This window comes from Geotalea uraniireducens Rf4 (assembly GCF_000016745.1).
Classification (GTDB): Bacteria; Desulfobacterota; Desulfuromonadia; order Geobacterales; family Geobacteraceae; genus Geotalea; species Geotalea uraniireducens.
Window position 1 is genome coordinate 157017 of record NC_009483.1, and the last position, 21026, is coordinate 178042.

10 protein-coding genes are annotated in these 21026 nt (G+C 55.1%); 4 read left to right on the forward strand and 6 right to left on the reverse strand.

The window, feature by feature from the left end:
- Position 1: 1 nt before the first annotated feature.
- The 3 genes from GURA_RS00585 to GURA_RS00595 form a co-directional block, all read right to left on the reverse strand.
- Entirely contained in the window at positions 2-886 is an 885-nt protein-coding gene (locus GURA_RS00585) for a branched-chain amino acid ABC transporter permease (RefSeq protein ID WP_011937061.1), read from the reverse strand.
- A gap of 115 nt (positions 887-1001) precedes the next feature.
- On the reverse strand, positions 1002-2246 hold the full coding sequence (locus GURA_RS00590; protein WP_011937062.1) for an amino acid ABC transporter substrate-binding protein: 1245 nt from the start codon (positions 2244-2246) through the stop codon (positions 1002-1004).
- Positions 2247-2641: 395 nt separating this feature from the next.
- On the reverse strand, positions 2642-4417 hold the full coding sequence (locus GURA_RS00595) for a sigma-54-dependent Fis family transcriptional regulator (protein ID WP_011937063.1): 1776 nt from the start codon (positions 4415-4417) through the stop codon (positions 2642-2644).
- A gap of 421 nt (positions 4418-4838) precedes the next feature.
- Between GURA_RS00595 and gabT the strand changes: the two genes are divergently transcribed.
- Positions 4839-6155, forward strand: a complete 1317-nt coding sequence (gabT, locus tag GURA_RS00600) for a 4-aminobutyrate--2-oxoglutarate transaminase (protein ID WP_011937064.1) — start codon at positions 4839-4841, stop codon at positions 6153-6155.
- 322 nt (positions 6156-6477) lie between these two features.
- On the opposite strand, the gene GURA_RS00605 is transcribed toward gabT, so the two are convergent.
- From GURA_RS00605 to glmU, 3 genes are all read right to left on the reverse strand, one after another.
- Positions 6478-12558, reverse strand: a complete 6081-nt coding sequence (locus GURA_RS00605; protein ID WP_011937065.1) for a CxxxxCH/CxxCH domain c-type cytochrome — start codon at positions 12556-12558, stop codon at positions 6478-6480.
- A 324-nt stretch (positions 12559-12882) separates the two neighbouring features.
- Complete coding sequence (gene glmS / locus GURA_RS00610; protein WP_011937066.1) at positions 12883-14712, reverse strand: glutamine--fructose-6-phosphate transaminase (isomerizing); 1830 nt, start codon at positions 14710-14712, stop codon at positions 12883-12885.
- A 65-nt stretch (positions 14713-14777) separates the two neighbouring features.
- On the reverse strand, positions 14778-16151 hold the full coding sequence (gene glmU / locus GURA_RS00615; protein ID WP_011937067.1) for a bifunctional UDP-N-acetylglucosamine diphosphorylase/glucosamine-1-phosphate N-acetyltransferase GlmU: 1374 nt from the start codon (positions 16149-16151) through the stop codon (positions 14778-14780).
- 206 nt (positions 16152-16357) lie between these two features.
- Here glmU and GURA_RS00620 point away from each other — a divergent pair, with 206 nt between their 5' ends.
- The 3 genes from GURA_RS00620 (at position 16358) to GURA_RS00630 (ending at position 21010) form a co-directional block, all read left to right on the forward strand.
- Positions 16358-16912, forward strand: coding sequence for an MXAN_5187 C-terminal domain-containing protein (locus tag GURA_RS00620; RefSeq protein WP_011937068.1), 555 nt, complete (start codon positions 16358-16360; stop codon positions 16910-16912).
- A 36-nt stretch (positions 16913-16948) separates the two neighbouring features.
- Entirely contained in the window at positions 16949-18826 is a 1878-nt protein-coding gene (locus GURA_RS00625; protein ID WP_011937069.1) for a B12-binding domain-containing radical SAM protein, read from the forward strand.
- 327 nt (positions 18827-19153) lie between these two features.
- A complete protein-coding gene (locus tag GURA_RS00630; protein ID WP_011937070.1) occupies positions 19154-21010 on the forward strand; it encodes a cytochrome c3 family protein in 1857 nt (618 codons plus the stop codon).
- Positions 21011-21026: the final 16 nt, after the last annotated feature.

A 21026-nucleotide genomic window follows, 5' to 3' on the forward strand; every position in this document is an offset into this window, starting at 1 on the left:
TTCAGACTCCTCTACCAAAAAGACCTCGTGGCGAGATCAGCAGGATCACGTACAGGATTGCAAATACGGCGAGCAGGGTATGGCTCGGATTGAAGTAAATCATGAAAATCGACTGGACCATGCCGAGGAGCATCGCTGCCCAGGGCACGCCGGCCAGATACCCCATGCCGGCAAGAACGACGACGAAAAAGGCGAATATGGTGTATTCGTTTCCCATCTGCGCGCCGATGGAGAGGATGCAGCCGAGCAGCACGCCGGTCATGGCGCTGATCCCCACATAAATGCCGTATACGTACGAACCGGTCCTCTTGCTGTTGACACCCATGAGTCCCGCTGCTTCCTTGTGCTGGGCCAGGGCGCGCACCCCCAGGCCGAAATTCGTCTTCTTCAGCAGAAAGTGGAGGGCGGCCGTGATCAGCAGCGCATAAACCAGCCCGACGAGACGGACCGTCGGTATCGTCACGCTGATGCCGTAATTGTCGAAGGTGAATGACCCTTCGGAAAACATGGAGGGGATTGAGCTTGAGTAAAATCCGAACACGGTCAGGGCGATTCCCCGGAACATGATGGCGAGACCGAAGGTGAAAACCAGTCCCATCAGGAAGGGATTCCCTTTGGTGCCGCTCAGCACCCGGTGTATTACCGGTTGGACCAGATAACCGATTACGAAATACATGATAAAGATGACCGGCAGGAAGATGAAAGGATCCAGGCCGGTCCATTTGTTCAGGTAGAAGCCGGTAAAAGCCCCGAACATGATCCATTCGCCCACGGCAAAGTCGATGACGTGCATTACCCCGTAGGTCAAGGAGAACGCTATGGCAATGGTAATGTAGATTCCACCGAGTAATATCCCGTCGGCCAGGGCTTGCGGAAGCAGTTCCATAAAGCATTTCCTCCAGCTAAAACTTCCAAGAAGCTTTGTTATTGGGTGTCCGGATTGCCGGGCAGTCACGATGTTCCGGGACTGCCCGGCGCAAGACCGGGATTGCGGCTTAGGCTCAGCGGCTCTTCCAATCCTTCATGGGGTACTGGGCAGGAGCTTCCAGTGAAGCTTTCGGCCCGACAGTCATTATCTTGCTGTTCTGGATCTGTACGGTGAGGGGGGTAAGACCGATATTGGCATGGTAGTACTGACCGCTCGTTGCAAATTTGACCCGGCCGTAAAAAGTCTGGACATCCACCTCTTCAAGGGCCTTGATAAGTTTTGCCCGCATACTTTCGGACATGCCGGGTGTCGCGCCTATCTTCTGCAGCGCTACCTGGAAGGCGATGCCGGCAGCCGAGCAGCCGCCCTGGGTGTAGTCGCCGGGATTGTTGAAGGCCTTCCTGGAGGCAGCTGAATAGGCGGCTGCAGTCGGCCAAAGGATCTTGCTCTTGGTGTTGGCGGTTGAGGTCCAGCAGGTCGTGCCGAAGATCTGCTCGGAATCCTTGCCCACGGCATCAATGAAGGCCTTCTCGGTGATGCCGCAATGCATTAAGAGGGCTTTGGGCGTATAGCCGATCTGGCGAAGGGCTTTGACCATCTTGACATGCTCTTCGTCGTGACCGCCGAAAGCAACGACATCCGGTTTCATCCCGCGGATGGCGGAAAGGAGCGGGGTCATATCCTGACCGGAGGGGACGATGCTGAATTTGACCACTTTCAGCCTTGCCGCTTCTGCCGCTGCCTTGTATGCCTCAGCGGTAGCCTTGGAAAAGGCGTCATTGGAGCCGATGATAGCGATGGTCTTCGGCGCCGGCTTCAGTTCGGTCAAGGTCTTGATGGAAGCAGCGCCGGTGAAGTTGATCGGCGGGATGGTGCCGAACGTATAGTAGAATTTGTTGGTCCAGATGAGGGGGGATTCGGCGGAGCCGGTAATCATTGGCACCTTGTACTTGTCGACCACCGGGGCAACCGCGAGGGTGACGCCTGAAGAGTACGGTCCAAGGATAAAGTCGACATTCTCCTGGGTAATCAATCTTTCCGCTGCCGCAGCTCCAGCGGCGGGGTTGGACTGGGCATCAGCATAAACGAGCTTGACCGGGTATTTCTTCCCCTTGATGACGATGCCTCCTTTGGCATTCACCTCCTGGGCCCACAGGTCATAGCCGCGCTTGGTGATGTTGCCGCCGGTAGCCAGGTCTCCGGAGAGTTCCGTGATTACCCCTACCTTGAAATAGTTCCGCGCTTCCTGGGCGAAGAGCGGGGTGACCAGCATCAGGGTGCAGATGAGGGCCATTACAAACAGTACACCACGTTTCATGTGTTGCCTCCTTTTGAGCTACCGCCTTGATTGAGTTGTACATCTACTTTGAAAAACGATTCGGCCGAATAATAAAACAATTTTCTATGCTGTAGAACTTAGCACAAGTCATGCCAGATATATGGGAAGTGGCGGGGTATAGCGAGGGGCAATTTTGCCGGTGCGTTGATTACGCAGCGAACAGGACGATGGAAAGGCGGAAAATCCGGGATCACCGCACGCACCTGATGTTACAGGCAGGCAACGGCGGAGAAAGTTTAAGGCGTGATGGAAATGTCGGCAGGAAATAAATGGAAACATCATTCGTAAATAGCGTATGCATGGCTATCAAATTATGCATGCATGCATAATTTGATAGTGTTAACCTTGACGGCGATGGGCTGAGTGCGGTTTATTCAGGTCAAGCCGTACTTCTTGAGTTTGCGGGCGATGGTGGATTGATTCACCCCCAAGACCTCAGCCATCCTGCATTGGTTGCCGTATCGCTCCACTGCCTGGGCAAGGACGTTTCGCTCTACGCTGTCGATTGCCTGTTGCAGGCTCATTTCTTCAGGCCAAGCCATGGATGCCTTGCCCGTTTCCTCCACGCGGGCGACGATATCGCCGGGAAGGTCCTTGAGATCGATCAATTCCATTTCGGACATGACAACCAGTCGCTCGCAGATGTTCATGAGCTCGCGCACGTTGCCCGGATAAGGGTAAGACATCAAAATGTCCGAGGCGGCCCGGGTAAGCCGTTTCTTGATGCCGGTCTTCGTCCCGAAAAAGTCGATGTAATGGTGAATGAGAGGCAGTATGCAGTCTTTCCGCTCCCGTACAGACGGGACATAGATGGGGATGACTTTCAATCGATAATAGAGATCAAGCCGGAATTTCCCCTGGCTGACCATCTCCTCCAGGTTGCGGTGGGTCGCCGCGAGAATGCGGACGTCAACGGTGCGTCCGTTGGTCCCGCCAAGACGTGTGATGCGGCCGTCTTCAAGGAAGCGGAGCAATTTGACCTGCGAGGAGAGGGGGAGCTCGGCGATCTCGTCAAGAAAGAGGGTTCCCCCATCTGCCAGCTCGAAATATCCCGGCTTGCCGCCGGCTTGGGCGCCGGTAAAGGCGCCTTTCTCGTAGCCGAACAGCTCGGATTCAATCAGGGATTCAGGGATGGCGCCGCAGTTGATCTTGATGAGCGGCTTTTTCGCCCGCAGTGAATTCTTGTGGATCAGGTCGGCGATCAGCCCCTTTCCCACGCCGGATTCGCCGAGAATCAGCACCGACGAGTCAACGGTACTGACCTTGATCGCCTGATGGAGCGCCTTGAGCATGACGGGGCTCCGGGCTATGACCCGATGCGACTCCAGCTCCACCTGCTGCTTCTCGATCATGTGGTGGCGGAACTGGTCTTTCATGGCCTCCTGCTCCTCCAACTCCCGTTGCAGGATATCGATCTCGGTAATGTCGCGTTCGCTCACCACGACCCTGATCAGCCGTCCGGCTGTATCGAAAACAGGGGTGCCGGTCAGGATCAGCTTGCGTCCTTCCCGCTGTTGCAGCATGTTCGCAACGTTTCCGGTTCTGAGCACCTCAAGGGTGGCCGACTTGTCGAAAACCCCTTCTGCCACCAGGTCACGCATATTGTGGCCGACGACGTCCTCCGCCTTAATATGGTTGATTCGCTCCGACGCCGGATTTATACGGAGCACATTGGCTTGCGAGTCGCAGATCCAGAGCCCGTCGGAAGAGGAGTTGATTATAGCGCCCAATTCACTGGTCAACTCCTGAAACGTCTGCATCTGCATCGCCATTTCTTCCAGGCCCGTACTTTCCACAAAAACGCAGACGGCCCCGACTTGCTCCTTATCCAGGAGGATCGGACTTACCCTGACCAGGTAGTTCGCTTCCCCGCCCCGTACCGACACTTCAATGCTGTGGGTGTGCTTTCTGAGGCGCTGCACGACCTTCGGCCAAAGTTCCGGCAGGACGTCGTTCAGGTGGATGCCGGGATAAGCGCCGAAATTCTCGCGGGCGCTCTTGTTGGCAAGAATGGTCATGCCGGAGGTGTTGACGGCCAGAACCCCAACTCCCATGGCGTTTACCAGCGCCTGATAGAAATCGTCGGAATTGAGCGGCGCATTGCTCAGCGGCGAATTGATGAATAACGTCGGATCGGTATTAAAAGACATGAAGCGACCTCACGCGATAGGGGAATAATGGTGCATTCGGATGGAATATGTCCGGGAAGGAAAAGGTTTTTTCTCCGTTAACCCATGATGGATTCCATTCGATTTTTCGTATTATGCACAAATGCATTGATTATGCAATAGGGGATAATTTTGTGCCGGATTATGGCTGATTCTTCGAGAGAATTGGGCGATTTATTGGAAGAAAATTGCCATGAGCATGCTAAGTGGTTGGTATAACAGGTTTTAATGATTATTGGTATGGTCTTTGATATAGCACTGAATTCAAGAATATATAAATAATCAATCCCTCGGCTTGAATCACCGGCAGAGCGAGGAGGGTGGTTAGCGACAGAAGGGGAGAGCCAATCGTGACCAGCCTCATAAATCTCTGTACACACCACCTGGAAAAGGAGTCGTACCCATGTCCTCCCGAAACGAAGAATTGATGCAGTTAAAGAATCAGCATGTGCCCCAGGGTGTTGCCAACTTGAGCCCCGCCTTTATAAGTAAGGCCCGCGGCGCCATCATGGTGGATGTGGATGGCCGCGAGTTGATCGATTTCGCTGGGGGCATCGGCGTGAATAACGTCGGTCACTGCCACCCGAAGGTCGTGGCGGCCATCAAGGATCAGGCTGAAAAATATATTCACACGTGCTTCCATGTCGCCCTCTACGAACCGTACGTCGAGCTTGCCGCACGGCTTAACGAACTGGCCCCGGGCGACTTCGCCAAGATGACCATGTTCGCCAATTCCGGCGCCGAGGCAGACGAAAATGCCATAAAAATCGCACGCTACGCCACTAAACGTCCTGCCGTCATCGCCTTCGAAAACGGGTTTCACGGCCGGACACTCATGACCATGACCCTGACGAGCAAGGTCAAACCGTACAAGCTGGGTTACGGTCCTTTTGCCCCTGAAACCTACCGCATCCCCTATGCCTACTGCTACCGCTGCCCTTTCGGGATGACATATCCCGCGTGTAAGGCCTCCTGCGCAGACTACCTGGAGGAATTTTTCATCAACCACGTGGCTGCGGAGCAAACAGCGGCGATTATTGCCGAACCGATCCAGGGCGAAGGGGGATTCATCACCCCCCCACCCGAATATTTTGCCAAACTCCAGGCCATCTGCCAAAAATACGGCATTCTCCTCATCATTGACGAGATCCAGACAGGAATGGGACGAACGGGAAAAATCTTCGCCATCGATCACTGGGGCATCAAGCCCGACCTGATCACTACGGCCAAGAGCCTTGCAGGCGGGATGCCGCTGAGTGCCATAACCGGCCGCGCCGAACTGATGAACATGTCTCACGCGGGAGGTCTGGGCGGAACCTACGGCGGTAATCCGATCTCCTGCCGCGCAGCCCTGGCAGTCCTTGAAATTCTGCTTGAAGACGGCTTGCTCAACAAGGCCGACGAACTCGGCGCCAAGCTTACGGCGCGTTTCGAGGAACTGCAGAAGACCCACGAAATCATCGGAGAGGTGCGCGGCAAGGGCCCCATGTTGGCGCTTGAGCTGGTCCGTGACAGGGAAACAAAAGAACCCGCAGGCGCCGAAGCAAAAAAGTTGACCAAGCTTTGTTTCGAAAAAGGTCTGGTGATTCTTTCCTGCGGCAATCATGGTAACGTGATTCGGGTGCTGATGCCCCTGGTCATCACCGACGAGGAACTGGGTAGAGGTATTGCCATACTGGACGAGTCCCTTCACGAGCTCTCCGCGCAAAAAGCAGGCTAAGGGACTCGGAAAATACAAATATACCATCTCGCATCCTGGCTTCGGGCCATATTTCACTGCTTCTCAATCGCAAAATCCTCAGCGTAGCCATGCTACGCCTGCGGTTTTGCTCAATCGGCGCAGCAAAATCTGACTCCGAATCCAGGCGCGATCTCGGTACATTAGTAATTTCCGAGTTCCTAAACATTCGACTCCCGCCATCTTTACCACGGCTATAACCATGAAAACGGCAGTTAGCCACAGGATTACATTTCAAACATCAAAAGTATGAACGCAAAAAAGGCCGGTTTCCCGGCCTTTTTGTGAAGCTATGCAGTAAATTTTACAGCTTTGTGTGACAGGATGTACATGTAATTGTCGTGTCGGTCCAGACGACGGTCTGGCCTGCTCTCAGGTTGTGACAGGAGATGTTGGAGCAGGTAGCGGTGCCGGCGTTGTACATGCTGTCTGATAGAGCCACCTTGGCGGTATCAAAGGCTGTTGTACCGGTTTTGTAGTTGCTGCCGTTACGGCTCCAGAGGCCGGAGTAGTTGCTGAAACTTCCGGTCCTGAGCTGTGCCTTGGAGATAACCTTGAGCGGTGTGGTCGGGAAGGCGATCTCCTTCTTGCCGTTGACGTGGAAGGTGAAGTCGGCGATTCTGGCATTGCCTTTGACCAGGGCGCCGTTAACCCCTTTCGTATGGCAGGTGTTGCAGAGGGCGTTCTGGTCGTTGCCGGATACCGTCATAGTTTTGTAATGACAGGTGTTACAGGTGATGGTGGTTGACTGGCCAGGGACACCATGGCTGGAATTGCCGGAAGCAGCGGCTGCCAGTTTGCCGGATGTGCCGTTAAAGACGTTGTTGTAGTGGAGACCGACCTGGTGCGCATCGTGGGCGGCGGTCTGCGGCGAGTTGCCATGGCACTTGGCACAGCGGTCGCCACCAAGCGTGGCAAAGGTCGTGGTCCAGGCGGGTGCATGGCCGTTAAGGCCGGAGACCATGGCATTTTTGCCATCACTATGGCAGTAGACGAGATCGCAGCTCTTGTCTGAACCAGAGTTGTATACTGCGCTGCCGGTATTAAGCTTACGCAGTGAGCCGGCATAGGTGCCGCCGCTTGCTGCATCGAGCTGTACCTCGATAGTACCGTTGAGGTGGTAGGTAGCCTCTGCCGTAGGTCCGGTAGGATGGCAGTTGGCACAACCGAAGCCGTATTTTACCGGTGTCCCTTCTACGCCGCTGGATTTATTAGCTGTGTAGGAGTAGAAAGCCACCTGGCTGGCCAGATTGAGGAGACCGGCATGGGTGGTATGGGCAGCGGACAGGTTAGCCAGCGGGTGGCAGCCGTCGCAACCGAGTGATGCACTGCCCCATGTGGCTGCTTGAGCGGTGAACTTGCCGCTGCTGTGACAGCTGATGCCGGAGCAGCTGGTTGTTCCGGTGAAGTTAACCGCAACAGTGTTGTAGGTGCTGCCCTGGTTGACGCCGATGGTGCGGTTGATGTGTTGGGCAACGCTGGCAATGGTGTTGTTGGCCTGGGTCGTATTCCAGTGGCAGTTTGCACATGTTGCGCCCTTGAGAATATGAGCGGCATGGTTGCCTGTTGACAGATTTGCTGAAGTGGAACCGTGACAGCCGCTGCAGTCAAGGGTTGAACCACTGTTCCAGGTGGCGGTCGTCGTCACTGAAACCAGTGGTGCCCCGGACTTGCCGTTGCTGTGGCATGTGAAGGTGGAGCAGGATTTGTTCTTGCCGGCATAAGCACCGGAATAGTCAACGAACTTGTTGACGTGCTTGCCGTAGGCGTTGGTAGCAATTGCGGTGGCGCTGGTGAGGGTGTTGGCATGGCAGTCGGTACATGCGAAGCCTCCACCCGCAGAAGCATTGCCGATGTGGGACTTGTGAGCGCCGGAGAGCATGTTGGGTGTGGTGGCAGGATTAGTTCCGGCGATAGTCGTTGTGGCGTTGCCGTGACAGGTAGCACAGCTTGCATCCCTGGCGGTGATGCCCCAGTTGACGGTTGTACTTACACCGTTGCTGCCGCGGCCGTTGCTGTGGCAGTAGGTGGCGGTGCAGTTGGCGTTGTTGCCGGTTGTCCATTTGAAGCTCTTGCCGTCAACCGAACCGGTTGCCGGGCGTGTATAGGCGCTGTTGGCACTAGCGCCACGACCGGCGGAACTGAAGGAGAAGAAGACCGTCGCATCGGATACGGCCGTCATAGGCATGTCGGCATGCTTGCCGGTATCGGTGCCGTGGCAGGCGGAGCAGGCAAACTGGTATGCCGTCGTGCTCTGGCTGGAACTGCCGGGGGCTGCGCCGTAAAGACCGGTGGCTACCGTTGTTGTGTTGTAGTGAATGCCATGGGCGCCTGGCAGGGCGTTGCTGGCATCGTGACACTTGTTGCAGGCGAGCGGGCCGGCGGTGCCCCAGGCATCGGATGCTGCGCTGCCGTGGCAGTAGGTTGCGGAACAGGTCCTGGCCCCTGCGTTGTAGGCGCCGGAGTTATTGGTAAAGGTGCTCGGCTTGCTGAAACGAACGTCACGAGTCTTGTTCAGGTGAGTACTGCCGGCGATAACGGCATTGGTGCCGTTGACCGTCGTGTCATGGCAGTATACGCACTTGGCGGTATCCTGGGTCGGGAGGTGTTTCACGTGGCTGTTGATACCGACGGCGTCGGGAGACGGCATACCGCTCGTGTTGCCTGTGGTGCCGTGACAGCCATTGCAGCCGAGAGTGCCGCCGCTGTTCCATGCAGGAATTGCGGTTACCGGCACCCCACCCTTGCCATTGCTGTGGCAGTAGAAGGTGCTGCAGGTCCTTGTCTTGCCGGCATAAGCGCCGGAGTAGTCAACGAACTTGTTGACATGCTTGCCGTAGGCGTTGGTAGCAATTGCGGTGGCGCTGGTGAGGGTGTTGGCATGGCAGTCGGTACAGGTGAAGCTGCCGCCGGCAGAAGCATTGCCGATGTGGGACTTGTGGGCGCCGGAGAGCATGTTGGGTGTGGTGGCGGGATTAGTTCCGGCAATAGTCGTTGTGGCGTTGCCGTGACAGGTAGCACAGCTTGCATCCCTGGCGGTGATGCCCCAGTTGACAGTTGCACTTACACCGTTGCTGCCGCGGCCGTTGCTGTGGCAGTAGGTGGCGGTACAGTTGGCGTTACCGCCGTTGGTCCATTTGAAGCCCTTGGTATCAGTTGAGCCGGTAGCCTGACGGACATAGGCGGTGTTGGCAGAAGCGCCACGACCGGCGGAGCTGAAACCGAAGAAGATAGTTGCATCGGAAACGGCCGTTCTGGGCATGTCTGCATGGGCATTGGTATCAGTGCCGTGGCAGGCGGAGCAGGCAAACTGGTATGCGGTTGAGCTCTGGCTGGAGCTGCCGGGGACTGCACCGTAAAGACCGGTGGCTACCGTTGCAGTGTTGTAGTGGATGACGTGAGCACCGGGCAATGCATTGCTTGAGTCATGGCACTTGTTACAGGCGAGAGGACCGGCGGTACCCCATGCATCGGATGCTGCGGTGCCGTGGCAGTAAGTTGTGGAACAGGTCCTGGCGCCGGCATTGTAGGCACCGGAGTTGTTGGTGAACGTGCTCGGCTTGCTGAAGCGGACGTTACGTGCGTTGTTGATGTGCTGGCTGCCGGTAATTATCTCACTGGCACTGTTGACGGTGGTGTCATGGCAGTACACGCACTTGGCGGTGTCCTGGGTCGGAAGATGCTTCACATGGCTGTTGACACCGACTGCATCGGGAGAAGGCATACCGCTCGTGTTACCGGTGGTACCGTGGCAGCCGTTACAGCCCAGGGTCGTACCGCTGGTCCAGGCAGGAAGCGCCGTGACCGGTGCGCCACCCTTGCCGTTACTGTGGCAGTAGAAGGTGGAACAGGTCCTGTTCTTGCCGGCATAGAGGCCGGAGTAGTTCACCATTCCATCCACATGCAGTGCGCTGTTGGTAATGGTGCGGTTGTCAGTATTGGTGATCGTCGGGGCGTGGCAGGAACTACACTTGAAGGCGCCCCCCTGGTTCGTGTTGTTCAAATGGGCATTGTGAGCGCCGCTCAGTTTGGTTGCAGCGGTGACTTCGTTGCCATGGCAACCGGTACAATCGGTCGGCATGGTTGCGCCATTCCATGAGGGGGCAGTGGCTGCGCCACTGTGGCAGTAGGTTGCCGAACATGTTCCAAATCCGTTGCCGGGAGTGTTGGTGGCTTGACTGTAAGTACCAGAGCCGGCAACTCCGCTGAAAGCGACATCGATATTGTAGTCTGCATGTTTTGCGGTATCTTTACCTGCCGTGCTGTGACAGATAACACAGTCGTATCCGGCATTAACGTGGGTGGCATGGTTGGCATTTGCCGGAGGATTGCCGTGACAGGCGGAGGTATCGCATGATACGAATGGCGCCCCACCCCATGCGGGAGTTACACTCGGCGTAGCCACTGCGGAAGCATCGGCAGTCTGAACCGTGCTGTGGCAGTAAACCGAACAGGTGCCGTAGCTCAAAGCTGCTGAAGACTGGTTGGCGAAGCTCTTGTAAGTGGCATTAGCCCGGAGCTTGGATGCCGGGTTCAGTTTGGTCACCACATTGCCGTTGACATGGCCGTTATCGGCAGGAAGGGTGCCGTGGCAGTCGCTGCATGCGATACCCATGTATCCTGCAGCCGTACCGGTATGGCGGGCATGGTTGCCTGATGTCGGTGGAGCTGCCTGGGTGGTTGCATGGCAGGCGCCGCAGGCCTTGGCCGCTGCTCCGGAGGTCCAGGAAGGCACCATCATGGAGCCGTTGCTGCCGCTATAACCGCCGTGGCAGTAGAGGTTCGAACAGGTATTGTTGTTGCCGGTTGCCATGGTGACTGTGGTTCCGGCGTAGGTGGAAGCGCCGCTGTAAGTCGCATAAGGCGTTTTCACGGCAAAATCGCCGCCGTTGAAGGTACCCTTGAAACCGGCAATGGTTCCGCCGTTGATGTTGAAACCGAACTCGATATGCTGGTTGCCCATCGGGTTTGCGGTGTAGCCCTGGTGGCAGGTTTCGCAGGTCATGCCTCGGGCATTTACATGTGTGGCATGGGCACCCGCCTCTCCTGCACCAAGGACGCCGGTTGCCGGGGAGGCAAGACCGTCGGTGCCCAGAGTAGCATTGATGGGGGGGTAGCCGTGGCAAGTGTTACAGGATGCGCCGAATGCCTTGCCATGGGCATGACAGGAGGTACAATCAGTAAGGTTGGCGCTCTTATGATTGAGGTCGCCGGTGGTCTGGTTGTATTTGTGGACGGCAGTCTGGGTGTGGCAGACCTCGCATATGCGTGCCGATGTGGTATGGCCGCCGGCGTCGCTGCCGAAGGCAGTAACGTTGTTGAATTTTACCGGTTTGAGCACTGCCGCACCGATGGTGGCCGGAATGGACTCGACCACCCGCTTGACGTTTGCCGTGTTGCGGTTGTGGCAGGTGGCACAGGTGAACTCACCATACTGGCCCCCGACAATACCCCAGCCGCTGCTGGCTGACCAGTATTTGGCGCCCAGGTTGATGCTGTTGTGGAGCAGTGGGTCGGAAAGGGGAGGATTCGTTGCCAATGAGCCGGTGACCGGACTGCCGGTCACACCGTCACCATCGCTGAAGGTAGCCTGGAAATAATAGGTGGTGTTGGGGGTCAGTCCGCTTACGGTCGTAGAGTAGAGTCCTGCACCTTTGACGGGAGCAGGTGCTGCGTTAGGGTAGCTGCCCGGACTTGTGCCATACATGATGACACAGCTGTTGTCGTTATTGTCATCGCCGCTGAAGGCAACCTGGACGCTGATCTGTTTGTCGGTGGCGCCGAAGAAGGACATTGCCCCTGCAATGGTGTTATTCACCGACGGTGTGTAGGAAATGGACAGCTCGTCCACCCAGAGGGAGGCGGTTGAACCAACAGGAGATCCCCCTCTCGAAGTGAGGGTGATGATGATCTGGTTGACGTTTTGGGCTAGGACTACGGCAGGAGCAGCATTCCGTAACGCCCAGGAACTGTTGGTCAGTTCTCCGGTACTGAGGATATTGACGGTGGAGGAATCCGCATATCTGAGGCTGACAGAGATGTTATCACCAACGGCCTCACTGCTGGTGGTGAGTTGTGAGTAGAGCGACACAGTATTAATTGTTGATCCGGCCGGAATGGAGACCGTCTGCGTTACTGTGCCGGAGGTCGTAACGTTTCTGGTTGTGGCGACTTTGGCAGAGCCGCTCCCACCAGTCCGTGTGGTTGCGCTGTCGTAGGTGGCCGTTCCGAATGTCCAGCCAGTGCTGCCGTTGAAGATGCCGTTGGTGACCATCTCCGCGCCCCAGGCGCTGCTTGCTGTTATCAACAGCAGCAACAGGAGTGCAAATTGCTGTCCTAACCATAACTTAGTGGATCGGACTCTTACAGCAGTTCGTTTGTTCATGTACTTTCCTCCTTCTTTAGAATTCAACCGTTTTCGTTTCTACGTTAAATCGCATGAAAAACTATAATGAATAGTTAATGCGCCAGACTTTTGTTGAATTAATGGCGACTAATCGTGTAAGTAGCTGCTTCCATGAGGGAATATAGGCATTTGTGAATATATAAAGATAAATTGTTATAGCACTATTGGTGCCAACATTTTTTAATTAATAATATTAATTTGTAAAAACAAAAAAAGAAAGGGCTGCTTGGAGAAAAGCAGCCCTTTGGACATGGAGATAGCGTGATGAAAGGAGGAGAAACAGGGGGGACGTTCTGATTGTCTTTATTCCACGGTCACGCTTTTTGCCAGGTTCCGCGGTTGATCGACGTCTGTCCCTTTCAGCACCGCCACATGGTAGGCGAGGAGCTGGAGCGGCACAGAGAGGAGAATGGGGGCCAGATCGTCGCTGTCCCTGGGAATTTCCACTGTGACCTCGGCCTTCCCCCGGATGTCCTCGTCGCCGGCGGAGCAGACGGCGATGACCCTTCCGCCGCGGGCAATGACTTCTTCCATGTTTGAGGCCACTTTTTCGTAGTTGCTGTTGCGGGGCACCAGGATCACTACCGGCATGTGCTCGTCGATGAGGGCGATGGGGCCATGCTTCATCTCTCCTGCCGGGTAGCCTTCGGCATGGATATAGGATATCTCCTTCAGCTTCAGCGCCCCTTCCAGGGCAATGGGATAGTTGATGCCGCGTCCCAGATAGAGAAAATCCCTTGCATTCATGTATTTGCGGGCGATGGTCTCGACCTGCGGGTTCAGCTCCAGCGACTTTTCCAGGAGTGAAGGTATCCGCACCAGGGAGGCGATCATTGCTTGCCCCTTCGCCTTGTCTATGGTGGCGATGGTACGACCGAGCTTGATCGTGAAGAGGTAGAGCGCCACCAACTGGGTGACGAACGCCTTGGTGGAGGCAACCCCTATTTCCGGTCCTGCATGGGTGTAGATGACGCCGTCGGCTTCCCTGGCGATGGATGAGTCCACCACATTGCAGATGGCGATGTTTTTCCCGCCCCGCGCCTTTCCCTCACGCATGGCCGCCAGGGTATCGGCGGTCTCGCCCGACTGGGAGATGAGGATAATAAGCGTTTTGTCGTTGACCACCGGGTTGCGGTAGCGGAATTCCGAGGCGATATCCACTTCAACCGGGATCCGGCAGTGGTCCTCGATGAGGAATTTCCCCACCAGCCCCGCATGCCAGGAGGTGCCGCAGGCGATGATGTAAATCCTCTCGACCGCCTTCAGTTCGTGGTCTCCCAGGGAGAGGTCTTCCAGATAGACGGCCCCTTCTTCCTCCACCAGCCTGCCGGCGATGGTGTCGCTGATGGCGCGGGGCTGCTCAAATATCTCCTTGAGCATGAAGTGTTTGTACCCCCCCTTTTCGGCCAAAAGCGGCGACCAGTCGATGTAGCGGGGCGTTTTGACCAGCGGTGCGCCGGCAACGGTAGAGAAGACCGCCCGGCCGTCTCGAAAGACAGCCATTTCGCCGTCCTCCATAAAAATCATGTTGCGGGTATGGGAGAGGATTGCGGGAATGTCTGAGGCAACGAAATACTCGCCGTCACCCAGGCCGATTACCATCGGGGAACCCTGCTTTGCCGCGATCAAGGTGCCGGGTTCGTTTTCGCAGAGAATGCAAACCGCATAGGCGCCGCGCAGTTCGCCGAGGGCAAGGCGCACGGCCTGTTCAAAGTTGCCGGTTTCGCGCAGTTGCTTTTCCGTGAGGTGGGCGATGACCTCAGTATCGGTCTCGCTCTTGAAGGTGTGCCCGCTTGCCCTGAGTTCTTCCCGAAGTTGCAGGTAATTTTCGATAATGCCGTTGTGGACGACCACCACCGGGCCAGCCTGATGGGGGTGGGCATTGATCTCGGAAGGTTTGCCGTGGGTAGCCCAGCGGGTATGGCCGATGCCGATTGTGCCGACGATCGGTTCTTTTACCAGGAGTCTCTCCAGGTTGATCAGTTTGCCTTCGCTACGCCTGGTTTCTGCCTGGCCGTCGTGAATGGTGCAGATCCCGGCCGAATCGTAGCCCCGGTACTCCAGTTTTTTCAGTCCGTCAAGAATGATGGACGTTGCTTCCTGCTTGCCTGTATAGCCAACTATTCCGCACATTTCGAACTCCGTTCGAGGTTCTATGTTCTAAGTTCTACGTTAAGAAACTTAGAACGCAGAACTGTTTATTTTTTCTTCAGTTTCCATCCTTCCTTGTTCACCTGGGGAGCCCTGGCGATGGCCAGCGAATCGGGCGGGACGTCCCTGGTTACCGTCGTGCCTGCGGCTATCAGTGAGTTGCGGCCGATGGTAACCGGGGCCACGAATTGAACGTCGCTTCCGACGAAGACGTCGTCTCCGATCACCGTCCGGTGCTTTTTGACGCCATCGTAGTTGCAGGTTATGGTACCGCAGCCGATGTTGACGTTTGTACCGATGGCGGCATCCCCCAGGTAGGTGAGGTGGGAGGCTTTTGACCCTTCACCCATGACGATTTTCTTGGTCTCGACAAAATTGCCGATTTTCACATGCTCTTTCAGCTCTGTTCCTGGCCGCAGATGGGCCATCGGGCCGATGGCGACATCATCATGGATAACGGCGTCCATCATAACGGAGCCGGCCTTGATGGTTACGCCGTTGCCGATTTTGCATCCCTTGATGACCACGGAAGGCTCTATCAGGCAATTATTGCCGATTTCAGTGTCGCCTGAAATATGAACGTTCGGGTGGATGGTGGTGTCTTTTCCTATGCGCACACCCCGGTCGATGTAGGTTGTCTGCGGGTCGATAAGGGTTGTGCCGTCGAGCATCAAAGCCTTGTTGATCCTCCCGCGCAGCAGTTGTCCAGCTTCGGCCAGCTGGGCACGGTCGTTGATCCCCATGACTTCGGCGGGGTCAGCCACCGGAAACGCCTGACACAAAAGCCCCAGGTTCGCAGCTTCCTTGATTATGTCGGTCAGGTAGTATTCACGCTGGGCATTGTCGTTTTTCAGGTTTGGTATGGCAACGGTCAGAAAATCCGACTCCACGCAGTAAATTCCGGAGTTGATCTCTGTGATCCGCCGTTCGGCATCAGTGGCGTCCTTTTCTTCGACAATACGCTTGATGAAGCCGTCGCCGTCCTTGACGATCCGTCCGTAGCCGTTCGGTTGCGCAAAGTCGGCGGTCAGGACGGTTATGACTGCATGGCGGCTGCGATGTTGCTTCACCATGGCCTTGAGCGTAGCGGTGCTGATCAGCGGCACATCGCCGCAAAGGATGAGCACCATGCCGCTGAAGCCGAGCAGGGCAGGCAGTGCGCAGGCGACTGCATGGCCGGTTCCCAGTTGCTCCTCCTGGACGGCGAATCGAACATCCGATTGGCCTTCAAAGAAGTCCTGCACCTTTTCCGACTGATGCCCGGTCACGAGCACAATGTTGGACGCGCCTGCTTCACGGGCGGTGTTAACCGGCCAGGAAACCATGGGCAGTCCACCCAGTGGATGCATGACTTTAACTATATTCGACTTCATCCTGGTTCCTTTGCCGGCTGCCAGGATAACTGCAGCAAGGTTGTTCATTCAAGCCCCCTGATGATTGCTGAACACGCGAAAATTTCTACATTTTTAACAATAACTCGTCGCCACGTCAAGAAATTAACAATGATTCAGAACCCGCTGGCGGTCGTGAGCGGTGCGGGACTGCAAACACATCCCCCGAGTCCGCATCTGCCAGGTTTTACCTTTACTTATCAATACGTTCCGGTTATAGTTTTGGCGGAGGGCACATGGGATTACCTGAAGACATATCTCTGTTTGAGCAAAGCCTGCATGACCTGATTACCAAATATGAACAGTACTTTCTCGGGTTGGAAAAACGTGAACCTTTAAAGCTTCTCGATGAGGTTGAAAGGTCGGCCCGGAAATACATGAATGTCAACATCGTCAACACCATGCTCAAATTCAAGTATAATTCACTCGTGGCATCCTTCAGTACCCATAAGCAGAAATGGAGCAGGATCAACCGGCTCATCGAGGATGGCAAGTATTCTCGGGATCGCTTTAAAATGGCGATGCACCTCGATAAAGGACCAGCAAAGCATTCTGCCCAGGAAGCGGCCGACAGCCTGGACGTCGAAATAGTCTATCAGCAGTACATAGAAGCACGCAAAGCCTGCAATCTGCCGATAAAGAACGTCACCCCCGAGATGATTGCTTCCGCCATCAACAAGCAAAAACCGGCCATATCAACCAAGTACAACTGTGACAGGGTCGAATTCAGGGTGGTTATCGAAGAAGGCAAGCCAAAGATAAAAGCCCGCCCCAAATCGTCGAAAGTGTAGATCGCTCTCTCTTTTGCCAGTAACCTGGAGAATCCTTTGCGTGTAGTCCTCGCCGCCGTACATACCCGCCCGTCCCCCCAAGCTGTCCCTTTGGCCAACGCCTTCCTCAAGGCATACCTGTATGCCGGTGAAGAACTTTCAGCCGGTATCCCGGTCTCGCTCGTCGATTTTTATCTCGACTGGTCGGCGGAAGAGTGCGCGGCCGCCATACTCACTGAAAATCCCGATGCGGTAGGTTTGTCCATGTATGTCTGGAACAGGAGCCTCTGTCTGGAGATAGCAGCAGTCTTGCGCAGCCGCAGACCGGAGCTGGCCATATTTGTCGGAGGGCCTGAGGCGACAGCTGATGCGGCAGGGGTACTCAGCGACTCTTGCCTGGATTTCGTCATCACCGGGGAAGGGGAAGTGACGTTCCGCGAAGTGATGGCTCGGCTGAACGCCGGAACTTCGCTGGTCGGTACCGAGGGCGTCGCTTCATACACGGCTGGTGCCTTTGAGCATATTCCCCGCAAACCGGTGGAGCTGTTGGACACGCTGCCTTCTCCCTATCTCGGCGGATTATTGGCCCTGAACGACCAGTGCGGCGTTCTCTGGCAGCTTTCGCGAGGGTGTGATTTTGCCTGTGATTTCTGCTTCGACCACAAGGGGGGAGCGGGTGTGCGTCGTTTCTCCCTTGAGCGGATCGCGGAGGAGCTGAAGCTATTTGCCAGGAGCAGGGTTACCCAGGTCGTTGTCCTCGATTCCACTTTCAACCAGGACATGAAAAGGGCGAAGGAAATCTTGCGGCTGATTAAAAGAATTGCGCCCCACATCCATTTTCATTTCGAGGTGCGAAGCGAATTTATCGACCAGGAACTGGCGCGACTCTTCGCGCAGATAACCTGCTCGCTCCAGATAGGATTGCAAAGTGCGGACCCGCTTATCCAGCGAAAAGTGGGCAGAATCTTCAATCCTGCGGATTTTTTAGATAAAGTTGCCCTGTTAAATGATGCCGGCGCTGTGTTTGGCTTTGATCTGATCTACGGCCTTCCCGGAGACACACTCAAGGGTTTTGCCGCCAGCCTCGATTTTGCGCTACAGCTTTATCCGAACCATCTGGACATCTTTCCTTTGGCAGTGCTCCCCGGCACGAGGCTTTTCTGCAGGGCGAGCGATTTCGGCCTCCGTTATCTGCATGTGCCGCCCTATACCGTGCTTTGCTCGCCGACTTTTTCAAAAGAGGAGATGCTTGTTGCCAAGGGGCTTGCCGCTGCCTGCGACATTTTTTACAGCCGGGGAAAGGCGGTTGTCTGGTTCAATTCGGTTCTGGCCCCCCTTAAGATGCGACCCGCGGCTTTTCTTGACGAGTTCCGATTGTGGCTGGCGGGGAAGGAGGGGGCGGGAATATCCGAGGAGCAGCTTTCCGATGCCCGGATCTGGCAAATGCAACGGGATTTCCTGCAGGATATTTTTGCTGAAAAGAAAAAAATCAAACTGCTGCCCGCGGTTCTTGACCTGGTTGACTATCATTATTACTACGCCGTTGCCCTTCTTTCGCCGGCGCCGGAACTACCCACTGATCGAGACCTGGAGCAGATGAATCTGCTCGATGAGCCGCTCGTGTTATCACAGTCAGCCAGAATCGCACGGTTTAATTATGAAATATACGATATATTGGCATCGGGTGACATCGACCTGCGGGAATTTACCGACTGTTTTGTTGCCGGCGGTTCATTTGCCGTTATCTATCCGCGAGGAGACGAAGTATTCACGGAATCCCTCATTGAACCCTACTATCGATTACTCATCGGTTTAACCAAGATGCTTTCCGCCAGGGAGATCTGTGCAGGAATCGGTCTCCCTGGCGAGGAGGCGACATCATTCCTGGAATTTGCCGTCTCAGAAGGCATTGTTGTTTCCGCCGGCAAAACCTGAAAAGTTTCAATCCATTTCACCGGCAGCGAAGCCCTACCTGAATAGGTATCAGCCTGAAAATAAATAAAGCATGGTGTATACATTTTATATACATTTTTATTGCTTTTTATCCCTCCCCATATTACTATTTCTCCTATTTGCGCGTACTCATTTGATTTTGTTCAAAAAATAAATACTGTTTTATAATTATGAACACCTAAAACCTGCTGATTTAATTATTAAAACTGACAATTCTGGTAATTAGCCCCGATCTTGTAAACATTAGTTTATCGATTGTAATACTGCGTTTTGTAAACGCTTATTTTCTTTATACCAGGAGGTTGTTTCATGTTTCAGATTTTAACCAGAGTACTCCCAGCCTTGTTGCTCTTTTTGGCCGTTGTCAGGCCGGCGGCGGCAGAGCAGGGAATGGCCATTGATCCGGCCACATGCCTCGGCTGTCACAGCAACAAGATTTCTGCTGCTGCTTTTGCCGCTTCAGTCCATGGCAAAAACGCCTGTACCAGTTGTCACGTGGAGATTACGGACCTTACCAAGCATATGAAAGGTGAAGTCAAGGTCGGCAAAGTTCACTGCGAGCGTTGCCACAAAAAGGAGAACGCCGAACATTACAACAGCGTACATGTGCAGCACGACGTAAAATGTGCCGACTGTCACACCGACATTCACACCCATACGTATTGGAAAAAAGACAAGCGGATTGTCGTCGCCAAATGTATCCAGTGCCACGACAAGCAGGCGGTTTACCGCACTTCTGTCCACGGCAAGGCGGTTGGGGCGGGGAACCAGGATTCAGCCGCCTGTAACGACTGCCATAATCTGCATGACATTCAGCCGTTGGGTGATCCGAAATCCCATTCCAACCGCGAATTCCACACGAAAGTTTGCATGAAGTGCCACAGCGACGAGAAGATGATGCAGCGTAACGGCGTCTTCAACGTAGCGGTGAAAACCTACATGGAGAGCTATCACGGCAAAAACTACCGTCTCGGCTTTCCGGAAAAGGTTGCAGGGTGCGCTGACTGCCATACTGCCCACGAGGTCCTCCCTGCCAAGGATCCAAAGTCCAGCGTCAACCAGCAGAACCTGGTGAAAACCTGCTCCGTGTGCCACAAAAATGCATCATCTCTCTTTACCAAGTTTTACGCCCACGGCGAACATACCGACAGGGAGAAATTCCCGATCCTCTACTATACCTTCATTGCCATGACCGGTCTTCTGGTCGGCACCTTTGCCGTCTTCTGGCTCCATTCCCTGCTCTGGATGTTCCGCGGTTTCGTGGAGAACCGTGAAAAAGCCGCAGCCATTATGGAAGGGCATGTTGAACATGTCGTACCCGAAGGGCACAAGATGTATCGCCGCTTCAAGAGACGGCATATATTCCTGCACCTGCTGGTCATCATCAGCTTCCTCGGCCTCTCGCTGACCGGCTTGCCGCTCAAGTTCAGCGACCAGGTCTGGGCCAAATTATTCATGCAGCTGTACGGCGGCTCCGCCAACGCTGGTCTGATCCACAGGATCTGCGCCGGGATCACCTTTGTCTACTTCTCCGGCGCCATATTCCTGAGTATTCACTTCCTCTTCATCAGGAAGGATATCAGGGGGAACTTCCTGCAGAGGATGTTCGGTCCCGACTCGTTGATGCCGAACTTCAGAGACATTAAAGACGTTACCGGCATGGTACGTTGGTTCCTGTTCCGGGGGCCGAAGCCGACATTCGAACGTTGGACATACTGGGAAAAATTCGACTTCATCGCCGTCTTCTGGGGTATGTTTGCCATCGGCGGTTCCGGCCTGATGCTCTGGTTCCCTGAGTTCTTCGGCTACTTCCTCCCGGGCTGGGCGTTCAACGTGGCAACCATTGTCCACTCCGACGAGGCCCTGCTCGCAACCGGCTTCATCTTCACCGTCCATTTCTTCAATACCCACGGCCGGCCGGAGAAGTTCCCCATGGACTTCGTCATCTTCAACGGGCAGATGTCCAAGCATGAGTTCGTAGAAGAGCGTGGCGACCAGTGGAAACGCTATGAAGAACTCGGCATAACCGAGCAGTTCAGAGCCAAGCATACCAGCGGCATTGCCTATGACTTCATAGTCAAAACGTTTGGCTTCATGGCCGTTATCATCGGTCTGACCCTTGTTGTCCTGATGCTATTCGCCTTCCTGGCGGGTGGAACCCATTAGGCATCATTAGTGATAT